The organism is Geobacillus sp. LEMMY01, assembly GCF_002042905.1.
Taxonomy (GTDB): Bacteria; Bacillota; Bacilli; order Bacillales; family Anoxybacillaceae; genus Geobacillus; species Geobacillus proteiniphilus.
In genome coordinates this window covers 44,876-69,782 of record NZ_MVKA01000010.1, presented here as the reverse complement: position 1 = coordinate 69,782, position 24,907 = coordinate 44,876, and the positions used below count along the sequence as shown (strand labels likewise).

Sequence of the window (24,907 nt, the reverse complement as noted above, 5' to 3'; positions counted from 1 at the left end):
TGTTCACTATCCTTGAATGTCGATCGTTTTTCCTTTATAAGGGTGTCCTCCAAAACGGGACGCCTCCCCCTCGAGGCGGGCGCTCGTTCGTTTATCCGTCACCCGACGGCGCGCACGCTCCGCCCGCTTTTCACCGGCAGTTGCCATTTGCGCCTGCACCGCATATGAGTGTTGTTGCGTCGAGGCCTGAATCCTTTCCGCGTCGGGCGCTTTCGGCATGACGCTTTGCAATGCTGGAAGCTGGATGTCCATCGCTTTTTCTCTCCCCTCATTGCTCTTTTGCAAAAAAGCGGCGCAGTTTCCAAAGCGCTTTCGCATGAATTTGCGAAATTCTTGATGTCGACAAATGCAAAAGGCTCCCGATTTCTGTAAACGTCAGCTCCTCTTTGTAAAACAAACTGATGACGAGCTGTTCTTTTTCATTCAGCTGTCCGATGGCTTCAGCCAGCTTTTCGATCATTTCCTGCTTGACGATTTGCTCCTCGGGAAGCGGAGCGCGGTCGTCGCGAACCGAAAGCAGTCCTTCGTCTTCGTCGACGGTCGTCTGCCCGAGCGGCAGCCAATGGGAAAAAAACGTTTCACTCGCCGCCGCCTGCACTTCCTCTTCTGTCATCCCGAGCTCAGCGGCGATCTCTTTCGCCGTCACCGATCGCATATGCCGCTGTTCGAGCCGCTCGATAGCTTCCTCAATTTTTTTTGCCTTATCGCGCATGCTGCGCGGCAGCCAGTCTTCTTTGCGCAAGCCGTCTAAGATGGCGCCGCGGATGCGGAACGAGGCGTACGTGTCGAACTTCAAATCACGCGATGGATCAAATTTTTCCAACGCATCGTATAAGCCGACGAGTCCAAGGCTGACGAGCTCGTCTTTCGGCACGGAGCTCGGCAGCGTCGCCGAAAGCCGCTGCACGTGGTAGAAAACAAGCGGCATATAGCGCTGCACCAGCTCCTCGGCCGCGTGGCGGTCACGGCCGTTGATCCATTCATCCCAGTATTTCCGTTCTTCGCCTTTTAGCGCGCTTCCCATCATTCTCCCCCTTGCCTTGCGGAAACGGCGCATCCCGGTCATATTTCCTTTATTTCTTGAGCGGCGGTGCGGATGGAGAGCACGCCCGTCTGCGGATTAAATTCGATCGTGCGGCCGCTATGGCCCCCGACATCTTCGGCGACGACCGGAATGTGAAGCCGCTCGAGCTGCTTTTTCACTTCCTCCACATTGCGCGCGCCGATGCGCATCATATCGCCGCCAGCTGTCGAAAACGAAAACATTTGCGCCCCGCCGGCCAGCTTCGCTTTCAGCATCCCTTTCCGCCCGCCGGCGGCAATGACGAGCTGAGCGAGCGCCTCGACCGCCGTATCAGCGTATTTGGCCGCATTGATGACTCCGCCGCGCGCCATCGAGGAATGCGGAAGCATGACATGCGCCATGCCGGCAACCGCCTTGCCTGCATCGTAAATGACGACACCGACGCACGACCCGAGTCCGCATGTGCGGATGACATTCGGCGCTATGACGACCTCCATTTCCGCAATGCCGATTTTGACAGCCTGCGCTGTGCTCATAGACCATCCACACCTAGCGCTCGAAAGATGGTGGAAAACGACTCGGGGTCAGGTAGAAGAAAGAAATGGCCGTTGATGCTTTCATCCGGGCGCCGTTCATCGTAAATGGCTGTGTCAATCAAAATGGCGTAATCGCCAACACGCGACAGCTCAAGCAATCCGAACGACAGCACAGCTCCAATCATGTCGATGGCCAATGCCGGCACGGACGGGTGCAAGTTGAGCCGCGTAAAGTCAGCCAATGCCGACAAATACGAGCCGGCTAAAATATTGCCGAGCTCCTGAAGCGCCGAGCAGCCAAGCTCATGGGCTTCTCCTTGAAACGAAAATGAGTCATCGCCAATCATCCGGCGGACAAACCGTTCAGCCTGTTCAGGCGGCAGCACGAAAAACATGTTTCCCGGCGCTTCTCCTTCGATGCGCAAATAGACGCACGCCACTACTTGTTCCGGTCCACCGATTGATTCCATCATTTCGGCAAACGTCGCAATTTGAACGCGCGGCACCGCCATTTCAATTTTTTTGTTTAGCAACGTCGACAAAGCCGTCGCCGCGTTGCCGGCGCCAATGTTGCCGATTTCGCGCAAAATGTCAATATGCATCCCCGTCAAGTTGCGAATATCGTCCAATGTCAACGCTCCTCTCCACGGGTTATCGGTCGAGCACTTTCGCCAAATCGAGCAAAATGAGGAGCCGATTCTCCACTTTCGCCACGCCGTCGATGTAACTTGCCTCAACGGAGCCAATTGCCTCTGGCGGCGGTTCGATGCTTTCCGCCGGCAGATCAAGGACATCATTCGCGGCATCGACGATGAGCCCGACTTCCATATCCTCAAGAGCAACGATAATGATCCGCGTCTGCTCCCCATATGGTTCGGGGGCAAACCCGAACCGCTCGCGCAAATCGATGATCGGCGTCACAACACCGCGCAAGTTGATGACCCCTTTTACATAATGGGCCGTCCCCGGCACGCGCGTGATCGGCTGCATTTTCTCGATTGAACGGACATGCTGCACCGGCAGAGCATATTCTTCTTCTTTCAGGCGAAACGCAATCACTTTCCAGTCTGCTTGCACGCTGGCCGTCATCCAATCCTCCCCCTTTTTTTCGACATGCCACTGAAAACGGCAGATCAACGCCATAGGCGCCCCCCGCACCGACGCGGCCATCTCCTACTTCACGAGCGCGTTGCAGTCGATAATCAGCGCCACTCGGCCGTCTCCTAAAATCGTCGCCCCCGAGATGGCAAAAACCGAAGATAAATAGTTTCCTAGCGATTTCAACACAACTTCTTGCTGCCCGATAAACGAGTCGACCGCCAGCGCCGCCAGTTTTTCCCCTTTCCGGACGATCACGACCGCCACCGCATCTTCGTCATCGGCCGCTCCAGGAACAGCGAAGACGTCTTTCAGGCGGACGAGCGGCACGATTTTGCCGCGAAAATCGATGACCGGCTGGTTGTGGGCGGAAAAAATCTCTTCCTTTTTCACCAGCGCCGTCTCAATGATCGATGACAGCGGAATCGCGTACGTTTCCTCGGCGATTTGAACGAGCAACACAGAAATGATCGACAATGTGAGCGGCAGCTGAATCGAAAAGAGCGACCCTTTTCCAGGCTGCGAATCGACCGAAACGGTGCCGCCGAGCGACTCAATCGTGCTTTTGACGACATCCAAACCGACGCCGCGGCCGGAAATGTCAGAAACTTGCTCAGCGGTCGAAAAGCCGGGAGCGAAAATAAGCTCGTAAATTTGCTGATCGTTCAAATGCTCCGCCGCCTGCGGCGAGACAATGCCGCGGCTTTTCGCCTTTTGCAGCACCTTCTCCCGGGAAATGCCGGCGCCGTCATCCTCGATTTCAATAAAGACATGGTTGCCGCTATGGTACGCTCGCAATTGAACAGTCCCTTCTTCCGGCTTTCCGCGCGCCGCCCGGACGTCCGGCGCTTCGATGCCGTGGTCGAGCGCATTGCGGATCAAATGGACAAGCGGGTCGCCGATTTCATCGATCACCGTCCGGTCAAGCTCCGTATCCGCGCCGATGATGTCAAGGCGCACCTTTTTGCCGAGCTCGCGGGCGAGCTGGCGCACCATGCGCGGGAAGCGGTTGAACACCGTTTCGACCGGCACCATGCGCATATTTAAAATGATCGTCTGCAAATCGCTCGAGATGCGAGACATCCGCTCGACCGTTTCCGTCAATTCGGCATGGTTCAGCTCGCGGGAAATTTGCTCAAGCCGACCGCGGTCGACAACCAATTCTTCAAATAAGTTCATCAACCGATCGAGCCGTTCAATGTTGACGCGGATCGTTTTCGTCGCCTGTTTCGCTGTTTGTTTTTCCGGCGCCTCTGCTTCGGCCTGAACGGCCGCCGCCTGCTCCATAGCGGCCGGTTGTTGGGGCGCAGCCGCTTTCTCGCTTTCTGCCGACGGTTCGCCGATCGATAGCATAGACACCTTGACCTCATCAATTTCCGAAATGCCCATCAGCCGCTTTTGCAACTCATCGGCTGGCGCTTTGGATACGACCGTAACGAGAAACTCCCGGTCAAACTGTTCTTCCTCCAGCATCTCGACCGGCGGCGTTGCTTTCACAATTTCTCCGACTTCATTCAGCTGTTCAAACACCATATAGACGCGCGCCGCTTTCAACAAGCAATCATCGCGAAGCCGAACACGGATTTCGTAGACGGAAAATCCCTGCTCCTTCGCCTGCTCGAGCACGTGGTATTCAAATTCTCCATACGCATGTTCAAGGGGCGGTTCTTCCCTTGCTGCCTGCTTGTTCGGCATTTCCCCTTGCTCGATTCGTTTCAGCTGTTCGACTGTTCCCCTTACATCGCGCGTTCCGTCGCCGCCTGCAGCGATGGAGCTGATCATCGCCTCCAAATGGTCGACGGCCTCAAAAATGACGTCAAGCAATTCCGGGGTAACGGAAAGCCGCCGATTGCGGATGCCATCGAGCACGTTTTCCATTTGGTGCGTCAAATTGGCCAAATCTTCAAATCCCATCGTGGCGGACATGCCTTTCAACGTATGGGCCGAACGGAAAATATCGTTCACCACAGACATGTCCTCCGGAGTTTTTTCAAGTTCCAACAGCCGCTCGTTGATTGCCTGCAAATGTTCTTTGCTTTCATCAATAAACAAATCCAAATATTGGCTCATGTCCATGCCGTTTCCCCCTTACTCCCCGATCGATTGGACGATGGCGGCGGCGATGCTGTCAAGCGGAGCGATGACATCAACGACGCCAGCCTCGATCGCCGCCCTTGGCATCCCAAAGACAACGGCTGTCTCGCGCGCTTCCGCGATCGCTTTTGTGTTCCCGCTTTCCTTCAGCTTTTTCAACCCCGCCGTTCCGTCGCTTCCCATCCCGGTCATGATCACCGCGATTTTCCGACAGCGGCGAATGGCAGCGAGCGACTCGAACAACACGTCAACAGCCGGACGATGGCCGGCGCGCGGCGGCGATTCGTCGAAGCGGGCTTTCAGCGCGCCGCCTTCTTCGCGAACGATGAGATGGATGCCGCCTGGCGCGATATAGGCGGTGCCATTCCGCAGCACTTCCCCGTCTTCCGCCTCCTTGACCGTGATCGCGGCGAGCGCATCAAGCCGGTTGGCGAGCGATGTCGTAAATCCTTTTGGCATATGCTGGACAGCGACGACCGGAGCGGCTAGATCGGGCGGAAGCTGCGTCAGCACCGTCTCGAGCGCGCGCGGGCCGCCGGTGGAAGTGCCGACAGCGACGATGGCCTGTTGCGGCCGCGCCGCCGCTTTGAACGATGGGCGCCAAGACGGACGTTGGCGGCGCGGGGCAGTCAAGGCAGCCACGTTCGCTTCGCTCGCGTGCAACACTTTGCCAATCAGCTCGTCCTTCACTTTGTACAAATCAAGCGAAATCGGTCCGGACGGCTTGGCGACAAAGTCGACCGCCCCGTACTGCATGGCGGCGATCGTGTTTTCCGCCCCTTCGGTCGTCGTGCTTGACACCATGACGACCGGCACGGGATGGTCCCGCATGATGCGCTGCAACGTTTCGAGTCCGTTCATGACCGGCATTTCCACATCAAGCGTCACAACATCCGGCCTTAGGGCGGCGATTTTGTCGAGCGCCTCCCGGCCGTTGCGAGCTGTTCCGATGACTTCGAGGCGCGGATGTTCGGACAAAAAATCACTGATCCATTTGCGCATAAACGCCGAGTCATCGACGACAAGCACCTTGATCGTCTTCATTTTCCGTCTCTACCTTTCTAGCAAAAGTTGACGCAGCTTCGCAAAAAAGCGGGGAGCCCGCTCCGGCTCTTTTTCTCCTCCCGCCGCATAGCGGCATGCCATTTGACGCACTGCCCGGCTCGCCTTCGCCGCCGGATCAAAGAGAACAAACGGCGTTTGCCGGACGACACAGCGCGCGACAGTCCGGTCTTCAGGAACGACGCCAAGCAAGGCGATGTCTTTATGGAAAAACCGGCTGGCGGCATGCTGCAGGCGCGAAAAGACGCCATATCCTTCCCGCTCGCTGCCGGCGCGGTTGACGATGACGGAAAACGGCGCCTCGCTGCCGGCGGTGTGCATATATTTCATCATGGCGTACGCATCCGTCATCGCGGTCGGCTCCGGCGTCGTGACAATAAACACATCGTCGACGGACTTTAAAAAATACAATCGTTCTTCTGAGGCACCCGCCCCCATATCGAAAATGAGATAATCATATCGCGACGCCACCGTCTGCAGCTCGGCCAACAAATAGTCGATAGCGGATCGATCGACACTCAACCATTGCGCGGCGCCCGTCCCCCCAGCAATATACGATAGATGCTCCGGTCCGCTTTTTACCAGCTCTGCGAGCGGCAACCGCGCGGAAAACCAATCCGCCAACGTCAATGGCGACGACTGGCCGAGCAAAATGTCGATGTTGCCCATGCCGATGTCCATATCAAGCAGCAAGACGCGAAACCCGAGCTTCGAGAGCGACAGCGAAAAATTGAGCGAAAGGTTTGACTTGCCGACTCCGCCTTTCCCGCTCGTCACCGCGATGGTCCGCGGCCCCGCCGCCGGCGTCAGCCGGCGGCCCAGCTCATAGCGCAGCCGTTCTGCTTGATCGCTCACCATCGCTCCGCCCCAAACAGCAGATGAACGAGCCGGTCTGCGGACGCTTCCACCATGTCGTCCGGCACATTTTGCCCGTTCGTGAAATAGGCGGCGGCAAGCCGGCTGTCAAGCAACACATTGACGATCGTTCCAAACGAGTCCGTCTCATCGAGCTTCGTCACGATCAGCCGATCGATCGGCAGGCGGGAAAAGTGGTTGTAAATGGTTTTCATATCGTCATACTTTCCGGTGGCGGCGAATACAAGAAACGTTTCCGTTTCGCTGTCAAACTCGAGCGTTTGCTGCAGTTCATCCACGTATTGCGGGTTGCGGAAGTTGCGGCCAGCCGTATCGACGAACACGAGATCGCAGCCGGCCAATTTCCGCTTCGCCGTCCGAAAATCGTCGGCATTGTAGCATACTTCCAACGGAGCGTGCAAAATGTCGGCATACGTCTTCAGTTGGTCGATGGCGGCGATCCGATACGTGTCGGCCGTGATGAACCCGACTTTTTTTCCTTGCTCGAGGACGGCGCGCCCCGCCATTTTGGCGAGCGTTGTCGTTTTTCCGACCCCGGTCGGGCCAAGCAAAATCATATACTTTTTTTGCTCCGCTGTTTTGACAAACGGAAGCGTCGACAATAGATCGCGCACCGCTTCTTTCGTCCAGGCGGAGACCGCAGCGGGCGACCGGCCGTCTTTGTCGGCATACCACCGTTCAAGCAGGCGATCCATCACTTGGCGGACGTACACATCCGCCATCCCTTGCCGAACGAGGCGCCGTTCCGCTTCCGCAAGCGGCGGAGGATATAGCAGCGAAGACGAGCGGGCGTTGAACTGACGGATGAGCGCCTTGACTTCCTCGATCTCACGGGCAAGCGAGCCGTCTTCCTCCCGCTCGGCCGCCGGCAAAGGGGCAAAGGACGCGGCGGCATCCGGCTGGCGCAGCGGCAGTGGATCCGGATCGACGCCAGCCAACACTTCGATCTTTTTTTTCGCAAACAGACCGAAAAATCCGCCGGTCTGCACGACTTTCGAGTGCAAAATGACGGCGTCGCGGCCAAGTTCAGCGCGAACCATTTTCATCGCTTCGTTCATGGACGGGGCGACAAATTTTTTCACTTTCATTCGATTTCCACCATCCCCACGCTTTGAACTTCGACATCCGCTTCAAGCTCGTTGTACGACAGCACCGGAACAGTCGGAAAATGGCGCTCGGTCAGCTGGCGGACGTACATGCGCACCGCCGGGGAGCAGAGCAAAATCGGCGTCTGGCCGGCGAACGGATAGCGTTCAAGCGCCGCGGCGACCGCTTCCACAAACGCCTGCGCCCGCGCCGGCTCGAGCGCCAAATAGCGGCCATGCTCTGTTTGCTGCACGGCGTCGGCGATCGTTTTTTCCGCCCTGCCCGACAGCGTAATGACGCGCAGCGGCTCGCCCGGCACGGCGTACTGCGAGGTGATTTGCCGAGCCAACGCTTGGCGGACGTATTCCGTCAACAAATCGGTGTCGCTGGTCAGGCGGGCAAAATCGGCAAGCGCCTCAAAAATGAGCGGCAAGTTGCGGATCGACACTTTCTCTTTCAGCAGCTTGGCGAGCACTTTTTGCACGTCGCCGACAGACAGCGGATTCGGCGTCACATCGTCGACAAGCACCGGATACGATTCTTTTAAATGATCGATCAGCTGCTTCGTTTCCTGGCGCCCCAGCAGTTCGTGGGCATGGGCTTTCAGCACCTCCGTCAAGTGTGTCGAGACGACCGATGGCGGGTCGACGACCGTATAGCCAAGCATTTCCGCCCGGTCTTTTACGGTCTCGGAAATCCATTTCGCCGGCAGACCAAACGCCGGCTCAATGGTGTCAATGCCATCAATCGAATCGTCGTCAACTCCGGGGCTCATCGCCAAATAATGGTCAAGCAGCAACTCGCCGCGCGCCACTTCCTCGCCTTTCACTTTGATCCGGTATTCATTCGGCTGCAGCTGAATGTTGTCGCGGATGCGCACAACCGGGATGACGATGCCGAGCTCGAGCGCGAGCTGACGACGGATCATGACGATCCGGTCAAGCAAATCGCCGCCTTGATTGGCGTCAGCGAGCGGAATGAGCGCATAGCCGAACTCAAATTCAATCGGATCGATATGCAACAGTTGGATGACGCTTTCCGGGCTTTTCAATTCGTCGGCGGCTGCCATCTCCTCTTCCGGGCCGGCCAATGCCGCTTCTTCTTGCTTTTGCCGCTCGATAAATCGGTAGCCGCCAAGCGCCAGCAGCCCCGCAATCGGCATCGTCAACAAGTCGTTGATCGGCGTAAACAAGCCGAGCAGGAAAATCGTTCCTGCCGTGACGTACAACATTTTCGGAAAGGCGAACAGCTGGCGCATAATATCGCCGCTCAAGTTGCTGTCGGACGCCGCCCGGGTGACGATGATGCCGGTCGCCGTGGAAATCAACAGCGCCGGAATTTGGCTGACGATTCCGTCGCCGACCGTCAAAAGCGTATAGCGCTTCGCCGCCTCAGCCATGTCCATTCCTTGCTCGATGACGCCGATCACCATGCCAAACAGCATGTTGATGACGACGATAATGATGCTGGCGATGGCGTCGCCTTTCACGAACTTGCTCGCTCCATCCATCGCGCCGTAAAAGTCCGCTTCTTGGGCGATTTTTTCCCGCCGCTGCCGGGCTTCTTGCTCCGAAATCATCCCGGCGTTTAAATCAGCGTCAATGCTCATCTGCTTGCCGGGCATTGCATCGAGCGTAAAGCGGGCCGCCACTTCAGAGACGCGCTCCGCTCCTTTTGTGATGACAATGAACTGAATAATGACCAAAATCAAAAACACGACAAACCCAACGACGACATCGCCGCCAACGACGAACGTCCCGAACGTCTCAACGACGCCGCCGGCCTCCCCTTTGCTTAAAATCGAGCGGGTGGTTGACACGTTCAGCCCGAGCCGAAACAACGTCAGCACTAAAAGCAATGACGGAAAAATGGAAAACTCAAGCGGCTCTTTCGTGTTCATCGCCGTCAGCAATACGAGCAAGGCCAGTGAAATATTGATGATGATCAATACACTCAACAGCCACGTCGGCAGCGGGATGACGAGCATGGCGACGATGAGCACGACAAGAAACAATACGGATAAATCTTTGATTTGCGCTTGCATTGTTTTCTCTCCTTGTTGCTACACGTTTCCCTTGAGCCGATAGACGTACGCCAAAATTTCCGCCACTGCCTTAAAAAACGCCTCTGGAATCATGTCGCCGACTTCCGTCTGGCGGTAGAGCGCCTGCGCCAACGGACGGTTCTCAACGGTAACGACGCCGTGGGCTTTCGCCACTTCCTTGATTTTCAACGCCATATAATCCGCCCCTTTCGCGACGACGACCGGCGCTTCCATCTTGCCGTCTTCATACTTGAGGGCAACGGCGTAATGCGTCGGGTTCGTAATGACGACGTCCGCGTTCGGCACTTCCTGCATCATCCGCCTCATCGCCATCTCGCGCTGTTTTTGCTTGATGCGCGATTTGATGAGCGGATCGCCTTCCGTCTTTTTGTATTCATCTTTAATGTCCTGCTTGGACATGCGGATGCTTTTTTCAAATTCAAACCGCTGATACAAGTAATCAAACAGCGCTAAAAACAAGAGCGCCGCCGCGGCGTACAGCCCCATTTTCACCGTCAAGCCGCCGACGACAGTCAAAGCCGCACCCGGCGTCTTGGAAACGAGCGCCGCAAGCTCGCTTCGTTCGGCCAGCAGCGCGGCGAACACGACCGCACCGATGATTCCAGATTTTAACATAGATTTCAACAGCTCGACCAAGGCGCGCAACGAAAACAGCCGTTTCATTCCTTGCACGGGATTAAGGCGGTTCCAATCCATTTTTAACGGTTCAACGGTAAACAAGGCGCCGATTTGCAAAAAGTTGGCCAACCCAGCCGCCAGCACTGCGGCGGCGAACAGCGGCGCCAAAAGCAAGGCCGCATGGGAAAGCCAGTCAAGAAACAGCCGGTGAAGTGAGTCAACCGTCAACGAAGCGGACGCGTAATCGGACAAGGCGCGGGCGAACAACCGCAACAGACCGTCCCGCTCGTACGCCCCGGCCAAGGACAAAGCAAGAAACGAAGCAAGCAACACGGAAGCGGAGACGACATCGCCGCTTTTGGCCACCTGCCCTTTTTCCCGCACTTCTTGCCGTTTGCGAGGCGTCGCTTTTTCCGTTTTTTCCCCAGCGAAAAATTGCAAATCGAGCCGCCACTCGCCCATCTTATCCGCCCCCCAACAGCCGCATAAACTCGCGCAACGAGGCAAACATGAAGTGAAATACGCTGCGCGCCGCGAGCAATATTCCCCCAACCGCCGCCAAGAGGAGCAAAAACGCCGCCGCCGTTTTGGCGGAAAAACCGACCGCGAAAATGTTCATTTGCGGCACCGCGCGGGCAATGATGCCAAGCGCCACGTCGACTAAAAAGAGCGATCCGACAAGCGGGGCGGCCATTTGCACAGCGGCGGCAAACATGGCAGCGAACACCCGCACGACGTACTCCACCGCCTGCCCGTCGGCGATGTGCGGCAAGCGGTCAAGCGGCAGCCAATGATAGCTGTAAAACATGCCGTCAAGCAGCAAATGGTGCCCGTCAAGCATAAGCAAAAGCAAAAGCGCCAGCAAATGAAGATATTCGCCAAGCAGCGGGCTTTGCGCTCCGGTTTGCGGGTCGATGACGTTGGCGATGGCAAACCCGATTTGAAAATCGATCAAGCCGCCGGCGATTTGCACCGCCGCCATGAGGATCGCCGCCAGCAACCCAAGCGCCAGCCCGACAAGCGCCTCTTTTACGACAAGCAATACGTACACGCCGTCAAGCGCCAACACCGGTTTGGGCATCGCCAAAAACAACAGCCAGCTGAACAAAAACGCCAGTCCGACTTTATACGAAGCCGGCACGGTCCGATAGGAAAACAGAGGCATCGCCGCGAGAAATGAAGCGGCGCGGACAAAGACGAGCAAAAACGCCGGAAAATAAGTCCATACTTGTTCCATCGCCGATCAGCCTATAAACGAAGCAAGATTGTTGAAAATATCGTGCGCGTACGACACCATTTTCGAGAGCATCCACGGCCCAAAGAACACAAGCCCAAGCAAGACGGCGACGATTTTCGGCACAAACGCGAGCGTCTGCTCTTGAATTTGCGTCGCAGCCTGAAAAATGCTGACGACAAGCCCGACGGCAAGGGACAACAACAAGAGCGGCCCGCAGACGACAAGCACGATATACACGCCTTGTTCAGCAAGGCGGATGATGAAATCGGCACTCATAAACGCCACCTATCTTTATTGAAAACTTTGCAACAATGATTTGACGACCAAATGCCAGCCATCAACAAGGACAAACAATAAAATTTTAAACGGCAGCGAAATCATCACTGGCGGCAGCATCATCATTCCCATCGACATTAAGACGCTGGCGACGATCATGTCGATGACTAAAAACGGAATAAAAATCATAAAGCCCATTTGAAACGCCGTTTTCAACTCACTGATGGCAAACGCCGGCACGAGCGCGGTCATCGGGATGTCGTTGACCGTTTTCGGCTGTTTGGCGCCGCTGTACGATAAAAACAGCGCCAAATCTTCCTGCCTTGTGTATTGGCTCATAAACTGCTTCAGCGGAACAGCCGCCCGTTCGTACGCCTCCTCCAAATCAATTTTGTCAGCAAACAGCGGCTGCAATGCCTGGTCGTTGATTTCTTTCCAGGTTGGCGCCATAATGAAAAATGTTAAAAACAGCGCGAGCCCGACGAGCACTTGGTTCGGCGGCATCTGCTGCGTGCCGAGCGCCGTGCGCACAAACGACAAAACGATGACGATGCGCGTAAAACATGTCATCATAATTAAAATGCCGGGAGCGATCGACAACACGGTGAGCAGCAGAAGAAGCTTCACCGCTGTCGACACGTGCTCGGGAGCCATCGAATCAAACATATGGACAAATTCACTCATCGCCCGCCGTCCCTTTCTTCTTCAACCGATTGAGCCACTCGTTTCGCTTTTCGGCCATTTGCTTCATCTCCTCAGCCAACAGCGCCGAAAACGATGACAGCGAACCTCTTTTCCGCTTTGATTTCACCGTCCACCCACCGCGAAGGAGGGAGCCAAGCCGGTCGAACTCCGCCATCCGTTCCAACCGTTCGCGATGCTGCGCTAACAACTCATTGATTTCGTCTTCATCTTCAATTTCCTTAAGCAACTGAATCGAATCGCCGACGCCGATGACGAGCAGCCGGCGGCCGACTTTAATCAGCTGCACAGAGCGGTTCGCCCCGACGCTTGTTCCCCCAAGGTGCTCGATGGCGCCTTTTTGGCCGGAAACGAACAGCTGACGGCGGGAAAGCCATTGAAACAGCGCATAAAGAAGGAAGAGAACAAAGGCGGTCGCGCCGATGAGCCGAAGCACATCGGAAGCGGAAACCGCATCAGCGGCTTGATTCGCTGTCTGTTTTGTCTGTTGCCCGGAAGGAGCTGACGGCCCGCATGAATCGGGATGCTGCAGGCAGTCGGCGACCGTCGGGCTTTGGGCGGCCGATGCCGGCACCGGCCCTAAAGCGATGGATGCTGCCAGCAAAACGGCCGCCCAGCGCCAGATTGCCATAGTCTCCACCTCTGATCGCTCACCCGATCGTTTTGTTGATCGCTTCGATGACGCGGTCCGCTTGGAACGGCTTGACCACAAAATCTTTCGCCCCGGCTTGAATGGCATCAATCACCATTGCCTGCTGCCCCATCGCTGAGCACATAATGACTTTGGCGTTGCTGTCGATTTTTTTAATTTCCTTGAGCGCCGTAATCCCATCCATCTCCGGCATCGTAATATCCATTGTCACTACATCAGGCCGCGTTTCCTTGTATTTCTCGATCGCCTGCCGCCCATCGGCCGCTTCGGCGACGACTTCATGTCCGTTTTTCGTCAAAATGTCTTTAATCATCATGCGCATAAATGCCGCATCATCAACGACAAGCACTCTTGCCATGTCCCCTTACCTCCCAAACGCCTGTTTATTTTAGCCGTGTTAACCGATCGCTTTGGCTGATGATGTCCGTGATGCGGACGCCGAAATTTTCATCGATGACGACAACCTCGCCTTTAGCGATCAGCTTGTTGTTGACAAACACGTCGACCGGTTCGCCGGCCAGCTTATCGAGCTCAATGATCGATCCAGTCGACAGCTGCAAAATTTCCTGCACTGAACGCTTCGTCCGTCCGAGTTCAACCGTCACCTGCAGCGGCACATCAAACAGCAGCTCCAAATTGCGCGCCTCCGTTGCCGCAAGCGGCGGGGCATCGAACTCGACGAAATCGGCGGTTTGAATATGCCGCGCGGTTGCACCATCCCTCTCCTTGTCCGCGCGCCCAGCCGGCGGTTCATCCGTCGCGCGGCTCGCCGCTTCTGAAACGGCCGCACCGCTGTTCGCCTGAGCGTAAGTCGGAACAGGATGCGGCTCGCTAAACGGCCGCGCATCCGCCGACGGCTTGGGATTGACTTCCGCGGTCCCCGGCTCCTCAAGCGACGAGCCGAGCAATTGGGCAACCAATTCTTTCGCGAAATCGATCGGCAACAGCTGCATAATGCTTGAGTCGATCAACTCGCCGATTTTCAGCCGAAACGACACTTTAATGAAAAAATCTTCGTCCGGCAAATATTCCATCCCTTTTCCTTCCGCCAAATCAAGCAGATGGAGCGTCGGCGGGGAAATATCGACCCGCTTGCCAAAGACGGTCGACATCGACGTCGCCGCCGAGCCCATCATTTGATTCATCGCTTCTTGAACAGCGCTCAGCTGAATCTCTCCGAGCGGGCCATCGGCCGCCGTTCCGTCGCCGCCAAGCATTAAATCAGCGATAATCGCCGCGTCTTGCTGCTTAATGACAAGCAAGTTTGTTCCGAGCAGTCCTTCCGTATAGTTGACTTGGATGGCGACATATGGCTGTGGAAATTCATCGGCGACGCTTGTGCGCTCGATAATGGACACGCTTGGCGTCGTAATTTCCACCTTTTGGTTCAATAACATTGACAACGCGGTAGCCGAACTGCCGAAAGAAATATTGCCGATTTCCCCAAGGGCGTCTTGCTCGAGCGGAGTCAGAATATCATGGAGCGCCGGAACATGGCCGTCGCTGTCCATTCCGCGCAACAAAGCATCAATTTCATCCTGCGACAACATTCCATCATTCATCATGGTCGTCTTCGTCCCCCTCGATCATCGCTAAAATTTGCACCGCCAGCTTTTTGTTCCGCTTCCCCGGCTGGCCGATAAACTTTGGAATATGGCCGATTTTGACCACGAGCGGCTCATGAATCGACTGCTCGAGCTGAATGACATCGCCGGCCTCGAGTTGAAGAAATTCATTGACCGTGATGACCGCCGTTCCCAGTTCGGCGATAATCGGCAATTTTGCCGCGCGGATCCGCTGTTCGATCCGTTTCGCTTCCTCGGGGGAACGCTCTTTTTTTTGCGCCTGCATCCAGTAATGCACCGACAGCCGCGGCATAATCGGCTCCAAGACGACATGCGGAATGCACACATTCATCATGCCGCGCGCTTCGCCGATTTGCGTGTTGAGCGAAATGACGACGACGGTGTCGTTCGGCGCGATCATGCGCAAAAACTGCGGATTGACTTCAAAATCGACAAAGAGCGGGTCGACTTCCGCCACCGATTCCCAAGCGTCGCGCCAATGGGTGAACGCCTTATCAAACAAATTGGACATGATGCGTGTTTCAATCTCGGTCAAATGGTCCACTTTATCCATGCCGACGCCGCGCCCGCCCATCACCCGGTCAAGCATAGCGTAAGCGATGTTCGGGTTGACTTCCAAAAGGACATGCCCGTTGAGCGGCGGCACCTCAAAGACATTGATGATCGTCATTTTCGGGATGGAGCGGACAAATTCTTCGTATGGAATTTGGTCGGCCGATGCGACCGAAATTTGCACATACGTGCGCAACTGGGCGGAAAAAAACGTCGTCAACAAGCGGGCGAAATTCTCATGAATGCGCGTCAGGCTGCGGATTTGGTCTTTAGAAAACCGAAGCGCCCGCCGGAAATCATACGTTTTGACGCGTCGGCCTTCCTCTTCCTTTTTCAGCTCCTCCGCGCTCATTTCTCCTGCAGAAAGCGCAGCGAGCAACGCGTCAATTTCGCTTTGCGACAATACTTCCCCGGCTGTCATTTCATTTCCCCCCTTCAGATGGCAGGGCTACTGGAGAATAAAAGAGGTAATATAGACGTTCTCCACTCTCCCTTCCTGCATCAACGCGTTGATCTCGCGCTTCAGCCGCTCTTTCAACGCCGTCAGCCCTTCTTTTCCTTTAAAGTCGGCCGCTTTCATCTGCGAGAGCTGTTCGATGATCGCGTCTTTAATTTGAAAGTCGCGTTTTTCCGCCTCTTCCCGCGCTTTGGCGCTGTCGGTCTGGATTTTAAATGAGATTTTAATATACCGTCCGTCCGCCAAGTTCGTTGTCATTTCCGGAATGTCGATCGAGCTTTCCGCTAGCTCGTCGGCGCTTGGCTCCCCTTGTTTTTCCGCATTCCCCATCTTCATCACCGCAACAAGCGCCGCCGTGCCAGCCAAAGCGATGACCGCCAGCACAATGATCATCGTTTTGATTGCTTTATTCCCTTTCACTGTCCAATCCTCCTGCTTTCGGTAAGCGAAACACGCCAAGCTGCCGGTAAAATTCGCTTGCTCGTGCGGCCACTTGCTCGACCGTTTCGCGGACGACGAATTTTTTTCCGTTCGTCAGCGTCACGGTCGTATCAGGAAACGCTTCAATTTGTTCGATGTACAGCGCATTGAGCACAAACCGTTTGCCGTTGAGCTTCGTTAACGAAATCATCGGCCAGCAGGCGCAAGACGCCGCTCACGCCCTACCTCCTATTCTATTTTTTCAAGTTGACAAGCTCTTGCAAAATTTCATCCGATGTCGTAATGATGCGCGTATTCGCCTGGAAGCCGCGTTGGGCGACGATCATCTCCGTGAATTCCTCGGCAAGGTCGACGTTGGACATCTCAAGCGCGCCGGAAACGATTGAGCCCGCTCCGCTTTCTTGAGGCGGGTAGGCAATCCATTCGTTTTGATTATTTGGATTGATGATTGTGCCTGAGTTGGCTGTTTCTCTAAATAAATTTCCTCCTACTTTTTCTAACCCATCATTGTTGGGGAACTTGGCCAGTCGAATTCTCCCTGCCACTTGCAAGTTTCCAACCGCATCTACATAGTTCACAACCCCATCAGCGCCGATGCTGACGCTTTTCGCATCAGTTGGAATTTGAATTCGAGCCCGTTTTCCCGTAAATGCCCCGTTCTGATATCCTTCACCGACTAAATATAAGCCATCGGCATTGACAATATATCCCTCTTTATCTAAATAAAAATTTCCTGCTCTCGTAAACAACGGATTTATAAGATTTCCATTATTCAACTCGCCGAGAATAAAGAATCCATCCCCTGAAATCGCCAAATCAAGCACGCGCCCGGTCGTTTGCAAGCTGCCTTGCGTATGGACGGTGTCGATCGCCGCCAGCTGCGAACCGAGCCCGACCTGCTTTGGATTCGTCCCGCCGCGGCCGGCATTGGGCCCGCTTGCTCCAGAAATCGTCTGGCTCATCAAATCTTTGAAAATCGTTCGTCCTTTTTTAAACCCGTACGTATTGACATTGGCAATATTGTTGCCGATGACATCCAACTTCGTTTGGAAGTTGCGCATGGCGCCGATTCCGGAATACATGGAACGAAGCATCGGTTTTCTCTCCCCTTTTTATCCTTTTTGTTCAACTTTCACGACCGCATCCGCGGCAATCGTTGTCCCGTTATCAAGCCCAAGGGTCACTTGGCCGTCTTTTTGCATGACCGATTGAACGACGGCGCTCATCATCGTCTCGCCGTCTTGCCAGTGCACCGTTTTGCCGATCCACTCGCTGTAGCGCAAAAGCGCATCGCGGCTTGACGCTTGCATCCATTGCTGCATCAAATTGGCGATGTTCATCATTTGCTCAAGCGAGGAGAAGCTCGCCATTTGCGCGATAAAATCTTTATCTTCCATCGGATTGAGCGGGTCTTGGTTTTCTAGCTGAGCGAGCAAAATTTTGAGAAAGTCGTCTTTTCCTAAAATTTGATTGCCCGTTTTCCGTTCCGGCTGAACCGCGTTTGCCAGCCATAAGCTGCCATCAATCGCATTCGTTGTCATCCTCGTTCTTTTCCCCCTTATGCGTCAGCTTCGATCCCGTCTAGCGCAAACGGGAAGGAAGATGATTGCTCCCGCTTTTGTTTTTGCCGCGATTCGCCCTGCTGCTGTCCTCCTTGGCGGTTCCCGGAATACGGCGGCATGGCGGAGCTGTCATAATCCGACCAAACGGTCCATTTTTCGACCGTGATGTAACTCGCATCAAGCTGCTGAGCAAGCTGCGGCAAATGAGCGTAGAGCAACTCTTTCACCGCGTCGTTCGCCACGAGCAGCTTGGCGGCGAGCTTTCCACCTTCCTCTGTCATTTTCACCGTCACCGTCCCGAGATGTTCCGGATGCAGACGGATGACAAGCTGCATGACACCGTTTGGCAACTTCATCCACCGCGCCGACCTTAGCGCGTGGGCGACTTGATCAGCGACGCTTCCGCCAGCTGACGCCGGCATCTCGCCGATCAGCCCAACAGATGAAGAGGAGGGTGATAAAAGCGCAGGAGGAGTGGTGAATGAAGGAGCGGCCTCGCCGCCATGCCCCTTGTCCCCCCTTTTTTGCAGCGAAACGTCTTTTTCGCCAGCCGGACGGACGGAAGAAGCTCCGTTAGGCAGCGCGACAACCGGCATTTTGCCTCCTTGCTCATTGAATGGACGCTGGTCGCCGTCGCTCGGGAGCGGTGGAAACATCCCTGTTTTTCCGCTGGAAGGCGAAAAAGATTCTTTGTCCCTATTGCCGCTTTTCCGTCCTTCGTTTATGAACGCATGTTCGAATCCCGCTTCAGCCGCCGCCGGCTGAGCGGCAATTGTCGCTTCTTCATTCATCACGTCGGTGAATGGAAATGTTAGACCATCAGCGTCTTTGCCACTTCGCTGCCCGTCCGCCGCCAAAAGCGGCGCGCCTGCAGCCGCCGAAATCGGAGCGATAGCCAAAGCGGCCACGATGGAAGGGGCAAGCCACAATGATTCCATTTGCGCCGGCTTCTTTTCCGCTGAAGATGGTTGTCCGGCTGCGCCCGTTTCCATTCCAACATTTTGCAAATCTGGCTCTTTGTTTCCGTTCGACCTCTCTCTAAACAAGCCCATCTCTATCCCTACCGGCGATCGTTCTTGTTGCTTGTGCGCAAGCAGCGCCGCGAACACGCTGGTGTTTTCTGATTCTTTTTTCACCGCCATAGTGCCTGCGGATGGCGGCGCGCTTGCTGTGATCGTTACTTTCATTCGGCCGCCTCCTTCCCCATCGCCCTTTTGCTTAACGATGCCAACAGTTTCGCCGCCTGCCCAGCCGGCATTTGTTCCAAAATGGCTGCCGCTTTGTCGCCGTCAATCTGGCTCAGTACACGGAGCGCTTCGCTCTCAGGCAGTTCCGCTAAAATAGCCGCCGCCTGTTTTTCCGACATGGCGTCATACATGCCGGCGACATCTTCTTCCGTCAAGGCTGGCTCGTCAACAGGCTCAGCCTGAGCGTCCGTTTTCTCGCTTGGCGCAGACAGCTGGGCGATTTCCTTTTCCTTTGCCGCCAATTCGTTTTTCAACCGCTTGATTTGCTTTTGTTGGTCGGCGATCGTTCGTTTTTGCTGTTCAATCGTCTGCTGCTGAGCTTCAATCGTTTTTTGCAAAGCTTTCTCCCTTTTGCTCCAGTCGATCCACTCGGAGACAAACGGCGCCTTTATTGTCCACTGCTTTGCCGCCTTGGCCACATCAACGCCGGCAACGTTTAAAATCAACAACAGAAAAGAGACGGCAAACGCACTCGGAATGACAATGACGAACAACAGCCATTGCCACCAGCTCGCCTGCATTTCCTGTTCAACTTTGCTCTCTGCCATCTATACCTCTCCTTGCCTTGCAAAGCGTTGAACCGCCATTTCATCGAGCAGGCGGCGTTCCGCTTCCCTCTCAAGCTGCTCGGCCCACCGCTTAATGCGCTCACGCATTTTTTCGTATTTTTTCACTTCGATATTCAATTCCATCAAACGCTGTTGCCGGCGCTGCATCTGCTCGCGCGCCTGCATGACGACGAGCTGATAATGGTCGATCGTCCGCTCTAAATTCGCCATATATTGCAGCCTAAGGCGAATGTCTCCAACGGACAGGCCGGCTTGAAGCTGTTCATCCCGAGCCGCCACGCATTCTTCTTTTTCCTTAAGCAGGCGGTAAAGCGCTTCGGCTGCCTGCTCAAACCGGCGGACCGCCTCCTCGTATTCGCCAAGCGCCTTCTCTTTTTCTTTTTCTTTCATCGCCAGCACTTTTTGCAGCCGAAACGTCGGCGTCACATTTGTTCACCCTTTCATCGTCTGAAAATGACGCGCGATTTCTCACCGAACCGACAACAAGCGCAACAACCCATCAATGCTTTCGGCGCGCGTCGTTTTTTCATCGATGTTTTGGCGGCAAAACGCCATCATTTGCGGATAAAATTCGATCGCCTCATCAATTTCTTGGGACGACCCCCGTTTGTACGCCCCGATTTGAATCAAATCCTCCGAATCTATATAAGTGGACAGAAGGCGGCGGAACCGGTTTGCCGCTTCGCGGTGCTCTGCGCTGATAATGTGGGGCATGACGCGGCTGACGCTTTTGAGCACGTTAATCGCCGGGTAATGCCCTTTGTTCGCCAGCTGGCGTTCCAACACAAAATGGCCATCCAAAATGCCGCGCACCGCATCAGCGATCGGCTCATTCATGTCATCGCCGTCAACAAGCACCGTATAAAACGCGGTGATCGTGCCGGAAGCGTTCGTTCCAGCCCGTTCAAGCAGCTTTGGCAGGAGGGCGAAGACCGATGGCGTATAGCCTTTCGTCGTCGGCGGCTCACCGACGGCAAGGCCAATCTCCCGCTGCGCCATAGCGACGCGGGTGACCGAGTCCATCATGAGCATGACATCCGCCCCTTGGTCGCGGAAATATTCGGCGATCGCCGTTGCCGTATAGGCGCCTTTGACGCGCATCAGCGCCGGCTGGTCGGACGTGGCGACGACGACGACAGAGCGGGCCAAGCCGTCCGGGCCAAGGTCGCGCTCTAAAAACTCGCGCACTTCGCGGCCGCGCTCGCCGATTAAGGCGATGACGTTCACATCGGCCGACGTATGGCGGGCGATCATTCCCATGAGCGTGCTTTTGCCGACGCCCGAGCCGGCAAAAATGCCGACGCGTTGCCCCTTGCCGACGGCAAGCAGGCTGTCGATGACGCGGATGCCGACTTCAAGCGGTTCGGCAATCGGCGGCCGAACGAGCGGATTGGGCGGATCGCGTTCGACCGACACCGGCTTCAGCCCGGGCGGCAACGGGCTCCCGTCAAGCGGTTGGCCGAGCGGATCAAGAATCATGCCGATGAGCGCATCGCCGACGTGCACTTCAAGCGGCCGGCCGGTCGCTTCGACAAGGCAGCCGGGAGCGATATGAGACATGGCGGAAAACGGCATAAGCAAGACGTGCTGTTCATGAAAGCCGACGACTTCGGCGGGAATTTTCCGGCGGCCGCTCTGTTCATGGATGTAACAAAGATCGCCGATCGAGCTTTCCGGCCCTTTCGATTCCATCATCAAGCCGATGACGCGCGACACTTTGCCAAACCGTTTATACAAGTCGACGGCGTCTATTTCATCAAGAAGCGCCTGCCAGTTCAGAAAACGCCCCCTCCTTCAATCGCCGGTAGAGCGCCTCGCGCAGCCGCTCAAGCTGCACATCGACGCTCGCCTCGATGCGCCCAAACGGCGTCTCCACGACACAGCCGTATTCAGGGAGCGCATCGTCCGGGTAAATAAATAGATCGACGCGATGCGGAAACACGGATTTCAGCAGCTCTTTTTGCTCTGCCACTATTTCGTAGCAGTGCGGATGCACATAAACGGCCACTTCCGTTTGCCGGCGCACTTCCTGCAATGCTTGGTGCACAAGCGGCAAAAAGGCGTTTCGATCGCCCTCAAGCGCGGCGCCGATAATGCGTTCGGCCGCTTTTAACGCCACCTCCAGCATCGCCTCAGCCGTCGATTCGATGCGAGCGTAAAATTCGGTGTTCGCTCGCTCCGCCAAACGGCGGGCTTGCTCGATCAACGCGCGGTGCTCGCCAAGCGCCTCCTCGCGCCCAGCCGCATAGCCGTCTTCATACCCGCGGGCGCGCGCTTCCTGCATGAGACGCTCTTTCTCACGCTGCCATTCCTCTTGCTCGCGGGCCAACTGCTCGCGCACCGATTCGTAATATTGCTCTGCCTGGCGGCGAAGCTTGGCTGCTTCTTCCTTGGCGGCGGCGACCGCTTCCATCTCCCGCTGCCGATCGTCGGCGGACGATGGAAGATCGGAAACATGGCGCTGCACGACGATCGTCTTTTTCCCAGCGCGCGCCGCCAATTTCGGCGCTTTAATGACGTTAGACAATAATATCATCTCCTCCCCCGCGCGCGATGACGATTTCTCCGGCCTCTTCGAGACGGCGGATCACTGCGACGATGCGCGATTGCGCCTCCTCGACATCACGCAGCCGGACTGGCCCCATATATTCCATTTCTTCTTTGAACGTCTCGGCCATTCTTGTCGACATGTTGCGGAAAATAATGTTTTTCACTTCGTCGCTCGCTACTTTCAGCGCCAACATGAGATCGTTGTTGTCCACCTCGCGGATGACGCGCTGAATGGCGCGGTGATCGAGCGTCACGATATCTTCAAAGACAAACATCCGTTTTTTAATTTCCTCGGCCAGTTCCGGGTCTTGGATTTCCAAGGCATCCAAAATCGTCCGCTCCGTGCTCCGGTCGACTTGGTTCAGCACTTCAACGACCGCCTCAATTCCGCCGGCTTGCGTGTAATCTTGCACGACGGTCGCGGACAGCCGCCGCTCCAAAATTTGCTCGACTTCATTGATAATCTCCGGCGATGTGCTGTCCATCAGCGCGATGCGCCGGGCGACATCCGCCTGCATTTCCTGTGGCAACGCCGATAAAATTTGCCCTGCCTGTGCCGGCTCCAAATACGAAAGAATCAGAGCGATCGTTTGCGGATGTTCATTTTGAATGAAGTTTAACAGCTGCATCGGGTCGGCTTTGCGGGCGAAATCAAACGGCCGCACCATCAGCGCCGATGTCAGGCGGTTGATGATCTGCATCGCCTTATCCGGGCCGAGCGCTTTTTCAAGCACTTCTTTCGCATAGGCGATGCCGCCTTGGGCGATGTAATCTTGCGCCAAGGCGAGCTGTCGAAACTCTTCAAGCACTTCCTCTTTTTGTTCAGCCGTCACTTGACGGACGTTGGAAATTTCTAGCGTCAGCTTCTCGATCTCTTCCTCGGATAAATGTTTATAAACAGAGGCCGACACATCCGGGCCGAGAGAAATAAGCAGGATGGCCGCTTTTTGCCTGCCCGACAACCCGCCTTTTCGTTCGCGCTTTGCCATACGCCGTTCCCCCTACTCTTCCGATAGCCACGTTTTTAATAGTTTTGCAAACTCATCCGGCTTTTCTTTCGCCAGCCGCTCAAGCTGTCGGCGGCGCAACGCTGCTTCCGTCTCCGGCGGCTCCGGCAAATCCGGCTCCGTCGAAAGCGGCGGAGTGAACAAGCGTTCTTCTTCCTCTTCCTCGTCTTCACGGCGTCGGCGCAGCCAGAGGAACAACAGCAAGGCAACGAGCAACAGCGCTCCTGCACCGGCCGCATACCACCACCACGCCGGCCGATCCGGCGTTGATTCGGTGAATGTCGGCTTGCCGTTAAACTTCTGCACCGAAACGACGATGCGGTTGTTGATGTCCTGATCAGTGAGCGTTTGCGCTTCGCTTTTGTCGATTGACGTCCGGACGATCGTTCCTAGCAGTTTTTGAATGTCATTGACCGTCTCGGGCGGCAGCGAGTTCGGATCATTAGGGTCTGGCGGCTCGACCATCACTTGGATGCCTAGGTCGCGGATTTTATATGGACTTTCGACGATTTGCTTTTTGATTTTGTTTACCTCGTTGTTGATCGTCTCTTCGGTTCGTTCATAGTTGCCGTTTGCTGCGCCGTTTGCGTTTTGATAGCCCGGCACTTCGTTCGCTCCCGTTCCAGCGGCGCCTCCGGGCGGCGCACCGCTCCCGGAGTACGTCTCTTTAATGCGCTGAACGCTGACGGCAATGCCCTCATTGTTTTTCTCATCAACCGGGGCGACTAAGTTTTCTTCCCGCTTTTCTTGCGTAAAGTCAATGTCGGCCGTCACGGAAACGACGACTTTATCCTGCCCCATCATCGTGCCGAGCAGTTGCTGCACTTGGCGCTGAATGTCGCGCTCGATCTGCTTTTTAATTTGCTGTTGCGAGGCGAATGTCGTTCCTGTCGAATTTTCGCCGTCATTTTTTAAATCAAAATACTCAAAAAACTGATTCATAATGACGATATTATCTGTAGAGAGGTTCGGAACACTTTTGGCGACGAGATGATAGAGCGCTTTGATTTGCTCGTCGCTGAATTGGTAGCCCGGCTTCGTCTTCAGCACGATCGAGGCCGAGGCTTCCCCTTTCTCATCGGAAACGAATACGCTCGGCTGCGGAAGGTTGATCATGACTTTGGCGTCCTCGACGCCGTCAATCGTCTTGATCAAGTTGGCGAGCTCCGTTTGCATCGCCTTCAGCTTCACCATATTGAACTCGTTATCCGTCATGCCGAAGCTCGCGTTTTGGCCGAAAAATGAATAGTCAATGACCCCGCTGTTCGGGATGCCTTCAGCAGCGAGCTCGACTTTCAGCGCGTCCACTTGCTCTTTCGGCACTTTGATCGTCGTTCCGCCGTCCGCCACTTCGGCTGGAACGCCGCGCTGGTCAAGCGTTGCTTTAATTTGCCCCGCTTCTTGCGGCGACAAATTGCTGTAGAGCGGCACCATTTCCGTTCTTGTGGCGAAAAAGGCGCCGACGCCAACGGCCAAAAGCACAGCCGCTGCCGCAGTGAGCGCGAGCCATTTCTGCTTTTTTGTCCGTTCCTGCCAAAACGCGCGAGCCCGGCTCCACCACTCTTTCCATTTGTTCCCCATATGATTCCCCCGATGATCCAGTACCTGCC

General features: G+C 55.6%; 29 protein-coding genes. All 29 read right to left on the bottom strand.

The genetic code is table 11. From position 1 onward, the window contains the following. Positions 1–6 precede the first annotated feature (6 nt). Positions 7–252 carry a hypothetical protein gene (locus B1A75_RS06790; RefSeq protein ID WP_074043415.1) on the bottom strand — a complete coding sequence of 82 codons (246 nt, stop codon included), beginning with the start codon at positions 250–252 and terminating at the stop codon, positions 7–9. Positions 253–268: 16 nt separating this feature from the next. Next, on the bottom strand, positions 269–1,024 hold the full coding sequence (locus B1A75_RS06785; protein ID WP_079935962.1) for a FliA/WhiG family RNA polymerase sigma factor: 756 nt from the start codon (positions 1,022–1,024) through the stop codon (positions 269–271). Positions 1,025–1,062: 38 nt separating this feature from the next. Continuing rightward, positions 1,063–1,560, bottom strand: a complete 498-nt coding sequence (locus B1A75_RS06780) for a chemotaxis protein CheD (protein ID WP_074043417.1) — start codon at positions 1,558–1,560, stop codon at positions 1,063–1,065. Beyond that, a complete protein-coding gene (locus tag B1A75_RS06775; RefSeq protein WP_011230744.1) occupies positions 1,557–2,189 on the bottom strand; it encodes a chemotaxis protein CheC in 633 nt (210 codons plus the stop codon). The genes B1A75_RS06780 and B1A75_RS06775 overlap by 4 nt, the downstream gene beginning before the upstream one ends. Positions 2,190–2,211: 22 nt before the next feature. After that, positions 2,212–2,649, bottom strand: coding sequence for a chemotaxis protein CheW (locus B1A75_RS06770; RefSeq protein ID WP_011230743.1), 438 nt, complete (start codon positions 2,647–2,649; stop codon positions 2,212–2,214). Positions 2,650–2,733: 84 nt separating this feature from the next. Continuing rightward, a complete protein-coding gene (locus B1A75_RS06765; RefSeq protein ID WP_074043418.1) occupies positions 2,734–4,734 on the bottom strand; it encodes a chemotaxis protein CheA in 2,001 nt (666 codons plus the stop codon). Positions 4,735–4,746: 12 nt separating this feature from the next. Next, positions 4,747–5,796: a protein-glutamate methylesterase/protein-glutamine glutaminase gene (locus B1A75_RS06760; RefSeq protein ID WP_079935961.1), complete on the bottom strand. Its 1,050-nt coding sequence runs from the start codon at positions 5,794–5,796 to the stop codon at positions 4,747–4,749. Positions 5,797–5,805: 9 nt separating this feature from the next. Next, positions 5,806–6,672, bottom strand: coding sequence for a MinD/ParA family protein (locus tag B1A75_RS06755; protein ID WP_079935960.1), 867 nt, complete (start codon positions 6,670–6,672; stop codon positions 5,806–5,808). After that, positions 6,666–7,778, bottom strand: coding sequence for a flagellar biosynthesis GTPase FlhF (gene flhF, locus B1A75_RS06750; RefSeq protein ID WP_074043421.1), 1,113 nt, complete (start codon positions 7,776–7,778; stop codon positions 6,666–6,668). The genes B1A75_RS06755 and flhF overlap by 7 nt, the downstream gene beginning before the upstream one ends. Then, a complete protein-coding gene (gene flhA, locus B1A75_RS06745; protein ID WP_079935959.1) occupies positions 7,775–9,820 on the bottom strand; it encodes a flagellar biosynthesis protein FlhA in 2,046 nt (681 codons plus the stop codon). Before flhA ends, flhF begins: the two co-directional genes overlap by 4 nt. A gap of 18 nt (positions 9,821–9,838) precedes the next feature. Further along, positions 9,839–10,921 (bottom strand): flagellar biosynthesis protein FlhB, encoded by a 1,083-nt coding sequence (flhB, locus tag B1A75_RS06740; RefSeq protein WP_074043423.1) that lies wholly within the window; start codon positions 10,919–10,921, stop codon positions 9,839–9,841. Position 10,922: 1 nt separating this feature from the next. Further along, entirely contained in the window at positions 10,923–11,696 is a 774-nt protein-coding gene (gene fliR, locus B1A75_RS06735; RefSeq protein ID WP_074043424.1) for a flagellar biosynthetic protein FliR, read from the bottom strand. Positions 11,697–11,702: 6 nt separating this feature from the next. After that, the gene (gene fliQ, locus B1A75_RS06730) at positions 11,703–11,972 is read right to left on the bottom strand and encodes a flagellar biosynthesis protein FliQ (protein WP_011230735.1); all 270 of its coding nucleotides are present in this window, start codon (positions 11,970–11,972) and stop codon (positions 11,703–11,705) included. Between the two features lie 15 nt (positions 11,973–11,987). Further along, on the bottom strand, positions 11,988–12,656 hold the full coding sequence (gene fliP, locus B1A75_RS06725; RefSeq protein WP_015374414.1) for a flagellar type III secretion system pore protein FliP: 669 nt from the start codon (positions 12,654–12,656) through the stop codon (positions 11,988–11,990). Continuing rightward, complete coding sequence (fliZ, locus tag B1A75_RS06720; protein WP_033025092.1) at positions 12,649–13,305, bottom strand: flagella biosynthesis regulatory protein FliZ; 657 nt, start codon at positions 13,303–13,305, stop codon at positions 12,649–12,651. Before fliZ ends, fliP begins: the two co-directional genes overlap by 8 nt. 19 nt (positions 13,306–13,324) lie before the next feature. Then, positions 13,325–13,684, bottom strand: a complete 360-nt coding sequence (locus B1A75_RS06715; protein WP_033025091.1) for a response regulator — start codon at positions 13,682–13,684, stop codon at positions 13,325–13,327. Positions 13,685–13,709: 25 nt separating this feature from the next. Continuing rightward, positions 13,710–14,891, bottom strand: coding sequence for a flagellar motor switch phosphatase FliY (fliY, locus tag B1A75_RS06710; RefSeq protein WP_033025089.1), 1,182 nt, complete (start codon positions 14,889–14,891; stop codon positions 13,710–13,712). Then, the gene (gene fliM / locus B1A75_RS06705; protein WP_033025088.1) at positions 14,881–15,885 is read right to left on the bottom strand and encodes a flagellar motor switch protein FliM; all 1,005 of its coding nucleotides are present in this window, start codon (positions 15,883–15,885) and stop codon (positions 14,881–14,883) included. Before fliM ends, fliY begins: the two co-directional genes overlap by 11 nt. A gap of 27 nt (positions 15,886–15,912) precedes the next feature. Then, positions 15,913–16,341 carry a flagellar basal body-associated protein FliL gene (gene fliL / locus B1A75_RS06700; RefSeq protein WP_033025087.1) on the bottom strand — a complete coding sequence of 143 codons (429 nt, stop codon included), beginning with the start codon at positions 16,339–16,341 and terminating at the stop codon, positions 15,913–15,915. Then, entirely contained in the window at positions 16,328–16,552 is a 225-nt protein-coding gene (locus B1A75_RS06695) for a flagellar FlbD family protein (RefSeq protein WP_011230728.1), read from the bottom strand. The genes fliL and B1A75_RS06695 overlap by 14 nt, the downstream gene beginning before the upstream one ends. Positions 16,553–16,595: 43 nt before the next feature. Continuing rightward, complete coding sequence (gene flgG / locus B1A75_RS06690; RefSeq protein ID WP_079935958.1) at positions 16,596–17,456, bottom strand: flagellar basal body rod protein FlgG; 861 nt, start codon at positions 17,454–17,456, stop codon at positions 16,596–16,598. An 18-nt stretch (positions 17,457–17,474) separates the two neighbouring features. After that, a complete protein-coding gene (flgD, locus tag B1A75_RS06685) occupies positions 17,475–17,903 on the bottom strand; it encodes a flagellar hook assembly protein FlgD (protein WP_011230726.1) in 429 nt (142 codons plus the stop codon). A 17-nt stretch (positions 17,904–17,920) separates the two neighbouring features. Beyond that, positions 17,921–19,111, bottom strand: coding sequence for a flagellar hook-length control protein FliK (locus B1A75_RS06680; protein WP_074043425.1), 1,191 nt, complete (start codon positions 19,109–19,111; stop codon positions 17,921–17,923). After that, on the bottom strand, positions 19,108–19,719 hold the full coding sequence (locus B1A75_RS06675; RefSeq protein WP_042380521.1) for a MotE family protein: 612 nt from the start codon (positions 19,717–19,719) through the stop codon (positions 19,108–19,110). Before B1A75_RS06675 ends, B1A75_RS06680 begins: the two co-directional genes overlap by 4 nt. Beyond that, on the bottom strand, positions 19,720–20,166 hold the full coding sequence (gene fliJ / locus B1A75_RS06670) for a flagellar export protein FliJ (protein WP_079935957.1): 447 nt from the start codon (positions 20,164–20,166) through the stop codon (positions 19,720–19,722). Positions 20,167–20,208: 42 nt separating this feature from the next. Further along, entirely contained in the window at positions 20,209–21,519 is a 1,311-nt protein-coding gene (gene fliI, locus B1A75_RS06665) for a flagellar protein export ATPase FliI (protein ID WP_074044421.1), read from the bottom strand. Continuing rightward, complete coding sequence (gene fliH / locus B1A75_RS06660) at positions 21,497–22,276, bottom strand: flagellar assembly protein FliH (RefSeq protein ID WP_042380531.1); 780 nt, start codon at positions 22,274–22,276, stop codon at positions 21,497–21,499. Before fliH ends, fliI begins: the two co-directional genes overlap by 23 nt. Beyond that, positions 22,260–23,279 (bottom strand): flagellar motor switch protein FliG, encoded by a 1,020-nt coding sequence (gene fliG, locus B1A75_RS06655; protein ID WP_011230720.1) that lies wholly within the window; start codon positions 23,277–23,279, stop codon positions 22,260–22,262. The genes fliH and fliG overlap by 17 nt, the downstream gene beginning before the upstream one ends. 12 nt (positions 23,280–23,291) lie before the next feature. After that, complete coding sequence (gene fliF, locus B1A75_RS06650; RefSeq protein WP_079935956.1) at positions 23,292–24,878, bottom strand: flagellar basal-body MS-ring/collar protein FliF; 1,587 nt, start codon at positions 24,876–24,878, stop codon at positions 23,292–23,294. Positions 24,879–24,907 lie beyond the last annotated feature (29 nt).

Excerpts from the sequence above, each read along its gene's own strand:
- fliQ (WP_011230735.1), bottom strand. The coding sequence starts at position 11,972 with ATGAGTGCCGATTTCATCATCCGCCTTGCTGAACAAGGCGTGTATATC.
- B1A75_RS06765 (WP_074043418.1), bottom strand. The coding sequence starts at position 4,734 with ATGGACATGAGCCAATATTTGGATTTGTTTATTGATGAAAGCAAAGAA.
- fliF (WP_079935956.1), bottom strand. The coding sequence starts at position 24,878 with ATGGGGAACAAATGGAAAGAGTGGTGGAGCCGGGCTCGCGCGTTTTGG.
- B1A75_RS06770 (WP_011230743.1), bottom strand. The coding sequence starts at position 2,649 with ATGACGGCCAGCGTGCAAGCAGACTGGAAAGTGATTGCGTTTCGCCTG.
- fliP (WP_015374414.1), bottom strand. The coding sequence starts at position 12,656 with ATGAGTGAATTTGTCCATATGTTTGATTCGATGGCTCCCGAGCACGTG.
- flgD (WP_011230726.1), bottom strand. The coding sequence starts at position 17,903 with ATGACAACGAATGCGATTGATGGCAGCTTATGGCTGGCAAACGCGGTT.
- fliG (WP_011230720.1), bottom strand. The coding sequence starts at position 23,279 with ATGGCAAAGCGCGAACGAAAAGGCGGGTTGTCGGGCAGGCAAAAAGCG.
- B1A75_RS06715 (WP_033025091.1), bottom strand. The coding sequence starts at position 13,684 with ATGGCAAGAGTGCTTGTCGTTGATGATGCGGCATTTATGCGCATGATG.
- B1A75_RS06680 (WP_074043425.1), bottom strand. The coding sequence starts at position 19,111 with ATGAAAGTAACGATCACAGCAAGCGCGCCGCCATCCGCAGGCACTATG.
- B1A75_RS06785 (WP_079935962.1), bottom strand. The coding sequence starts at position 1,024 with ATGGGAAGCGCGCTAAAAGGCGAAGAACGGAAATACTGGGATGAATGG.
- B1A75_RS06695 (WP_011230728.1), bottom strand. The coding sequence starts at position 16,552 with ATGATTTCGTTAACGAAGCTCAACGGCAAACGGTTTGTGCTCAATGCG.
- B1A75_RS06755 (WP_079935960.1), bottom strand. The coding sequence starts at position 6,672 with ATGGTGAGCGATCAAGCAGAACGGCTGCGCTATGAGCTGGGCCGCCGG.
- fliY (WP_033025089.1), bottom strand. The coding sequence starts at position 14,891 with ATGATGAATGATGGAATGTTGTCGCAGGATGAAATTGATGCTTTGTTG.
- flhA (WP_079935959.1), bottom strand. The coding sequence starts at position 9,820 with ATGCAAGCGCAAATCAAAGATTTATCCGTATTGTTTCTTGTCGTGCTC.
- B1A75_RS06760 (WP_079935961.1), bottom strand. The coding sequence starts at position 5,796 with ATGAAGACGATCAAGGTGCTTGTCGTCGATGACTCGGCGTTTATGCGC.
- fliR (WP_074043424.1), bottom strand. The coding sequence starts at position 11,696 with ATGGAACAAGTATGGACTTATTTTCCGGCGTTTTTGCTCGTCTTTGTC.
- flhF (WP_074043421.1), bottom strand. The coding sequence starts at position 7,778 with ATGAAAGTGAAAAAATTTGTCGCCCCGTCCATGAACGAAGCGATGAAA.
- flhB (WP_074043423.1), bottom strand. The coding sequence starts at position 10,921 with ATGGGCGAGTGGCGGCTCGATTTGCAATTTTTCGCTGGGGAAAAAACG.
- fliM (WP_033025088.1), bottom strand. The coding sequence starts at position 15,885 with ATGACAGCCGGGGAAGTATTGTCGCAAAGCGAAATTGACGCGTTGCTC.
- B1A75_RS06780 (WP_074043417.1), bottom strand. The coding sequence starts at position 1,560 with ATGAGCACAGCGCAGGCTGTCAAAATCGGCATTGCGGAAATGGAGGTC.
- flgG (WP_079935958.1), bottom strand. The coding sequence starts at position 17,456 with ATGCTTCGTTCCATGTATTCCGGAATCGGCGCCATGCGCAACTTCCAA.
- B1A75_RS06790 (WP_074043415.1), bottom strand. The coding sequence starts at position 252 with ATGGACATCCAGCTTCCAGCATTGCAAAGCGTCATGCCGAAAGCGCCC.
- fliZ (WP_033025092.1), bottom strand. The coding sequence starts at position 13,305 with ATGGCAATCTGGCGCTGGGCGGCCGTTTTGCTGGCAGCATCCATCGCT.
- B1A75_RS06675 (WP_042380521.1), bottom strand. The coding sequence starts at position 19,719 with ATGGCAGAGAGCAAAGTTGAACAGGAAATGCAGGCGAGCTGGTGGCAA.
- fliH (WP_042380531.1), bottom strand. The coding sequence starts at position 22,276 with ATGATATTATTGTCTAACGTCATTAAAGCGCCGAAATTGGCGGCGCGC.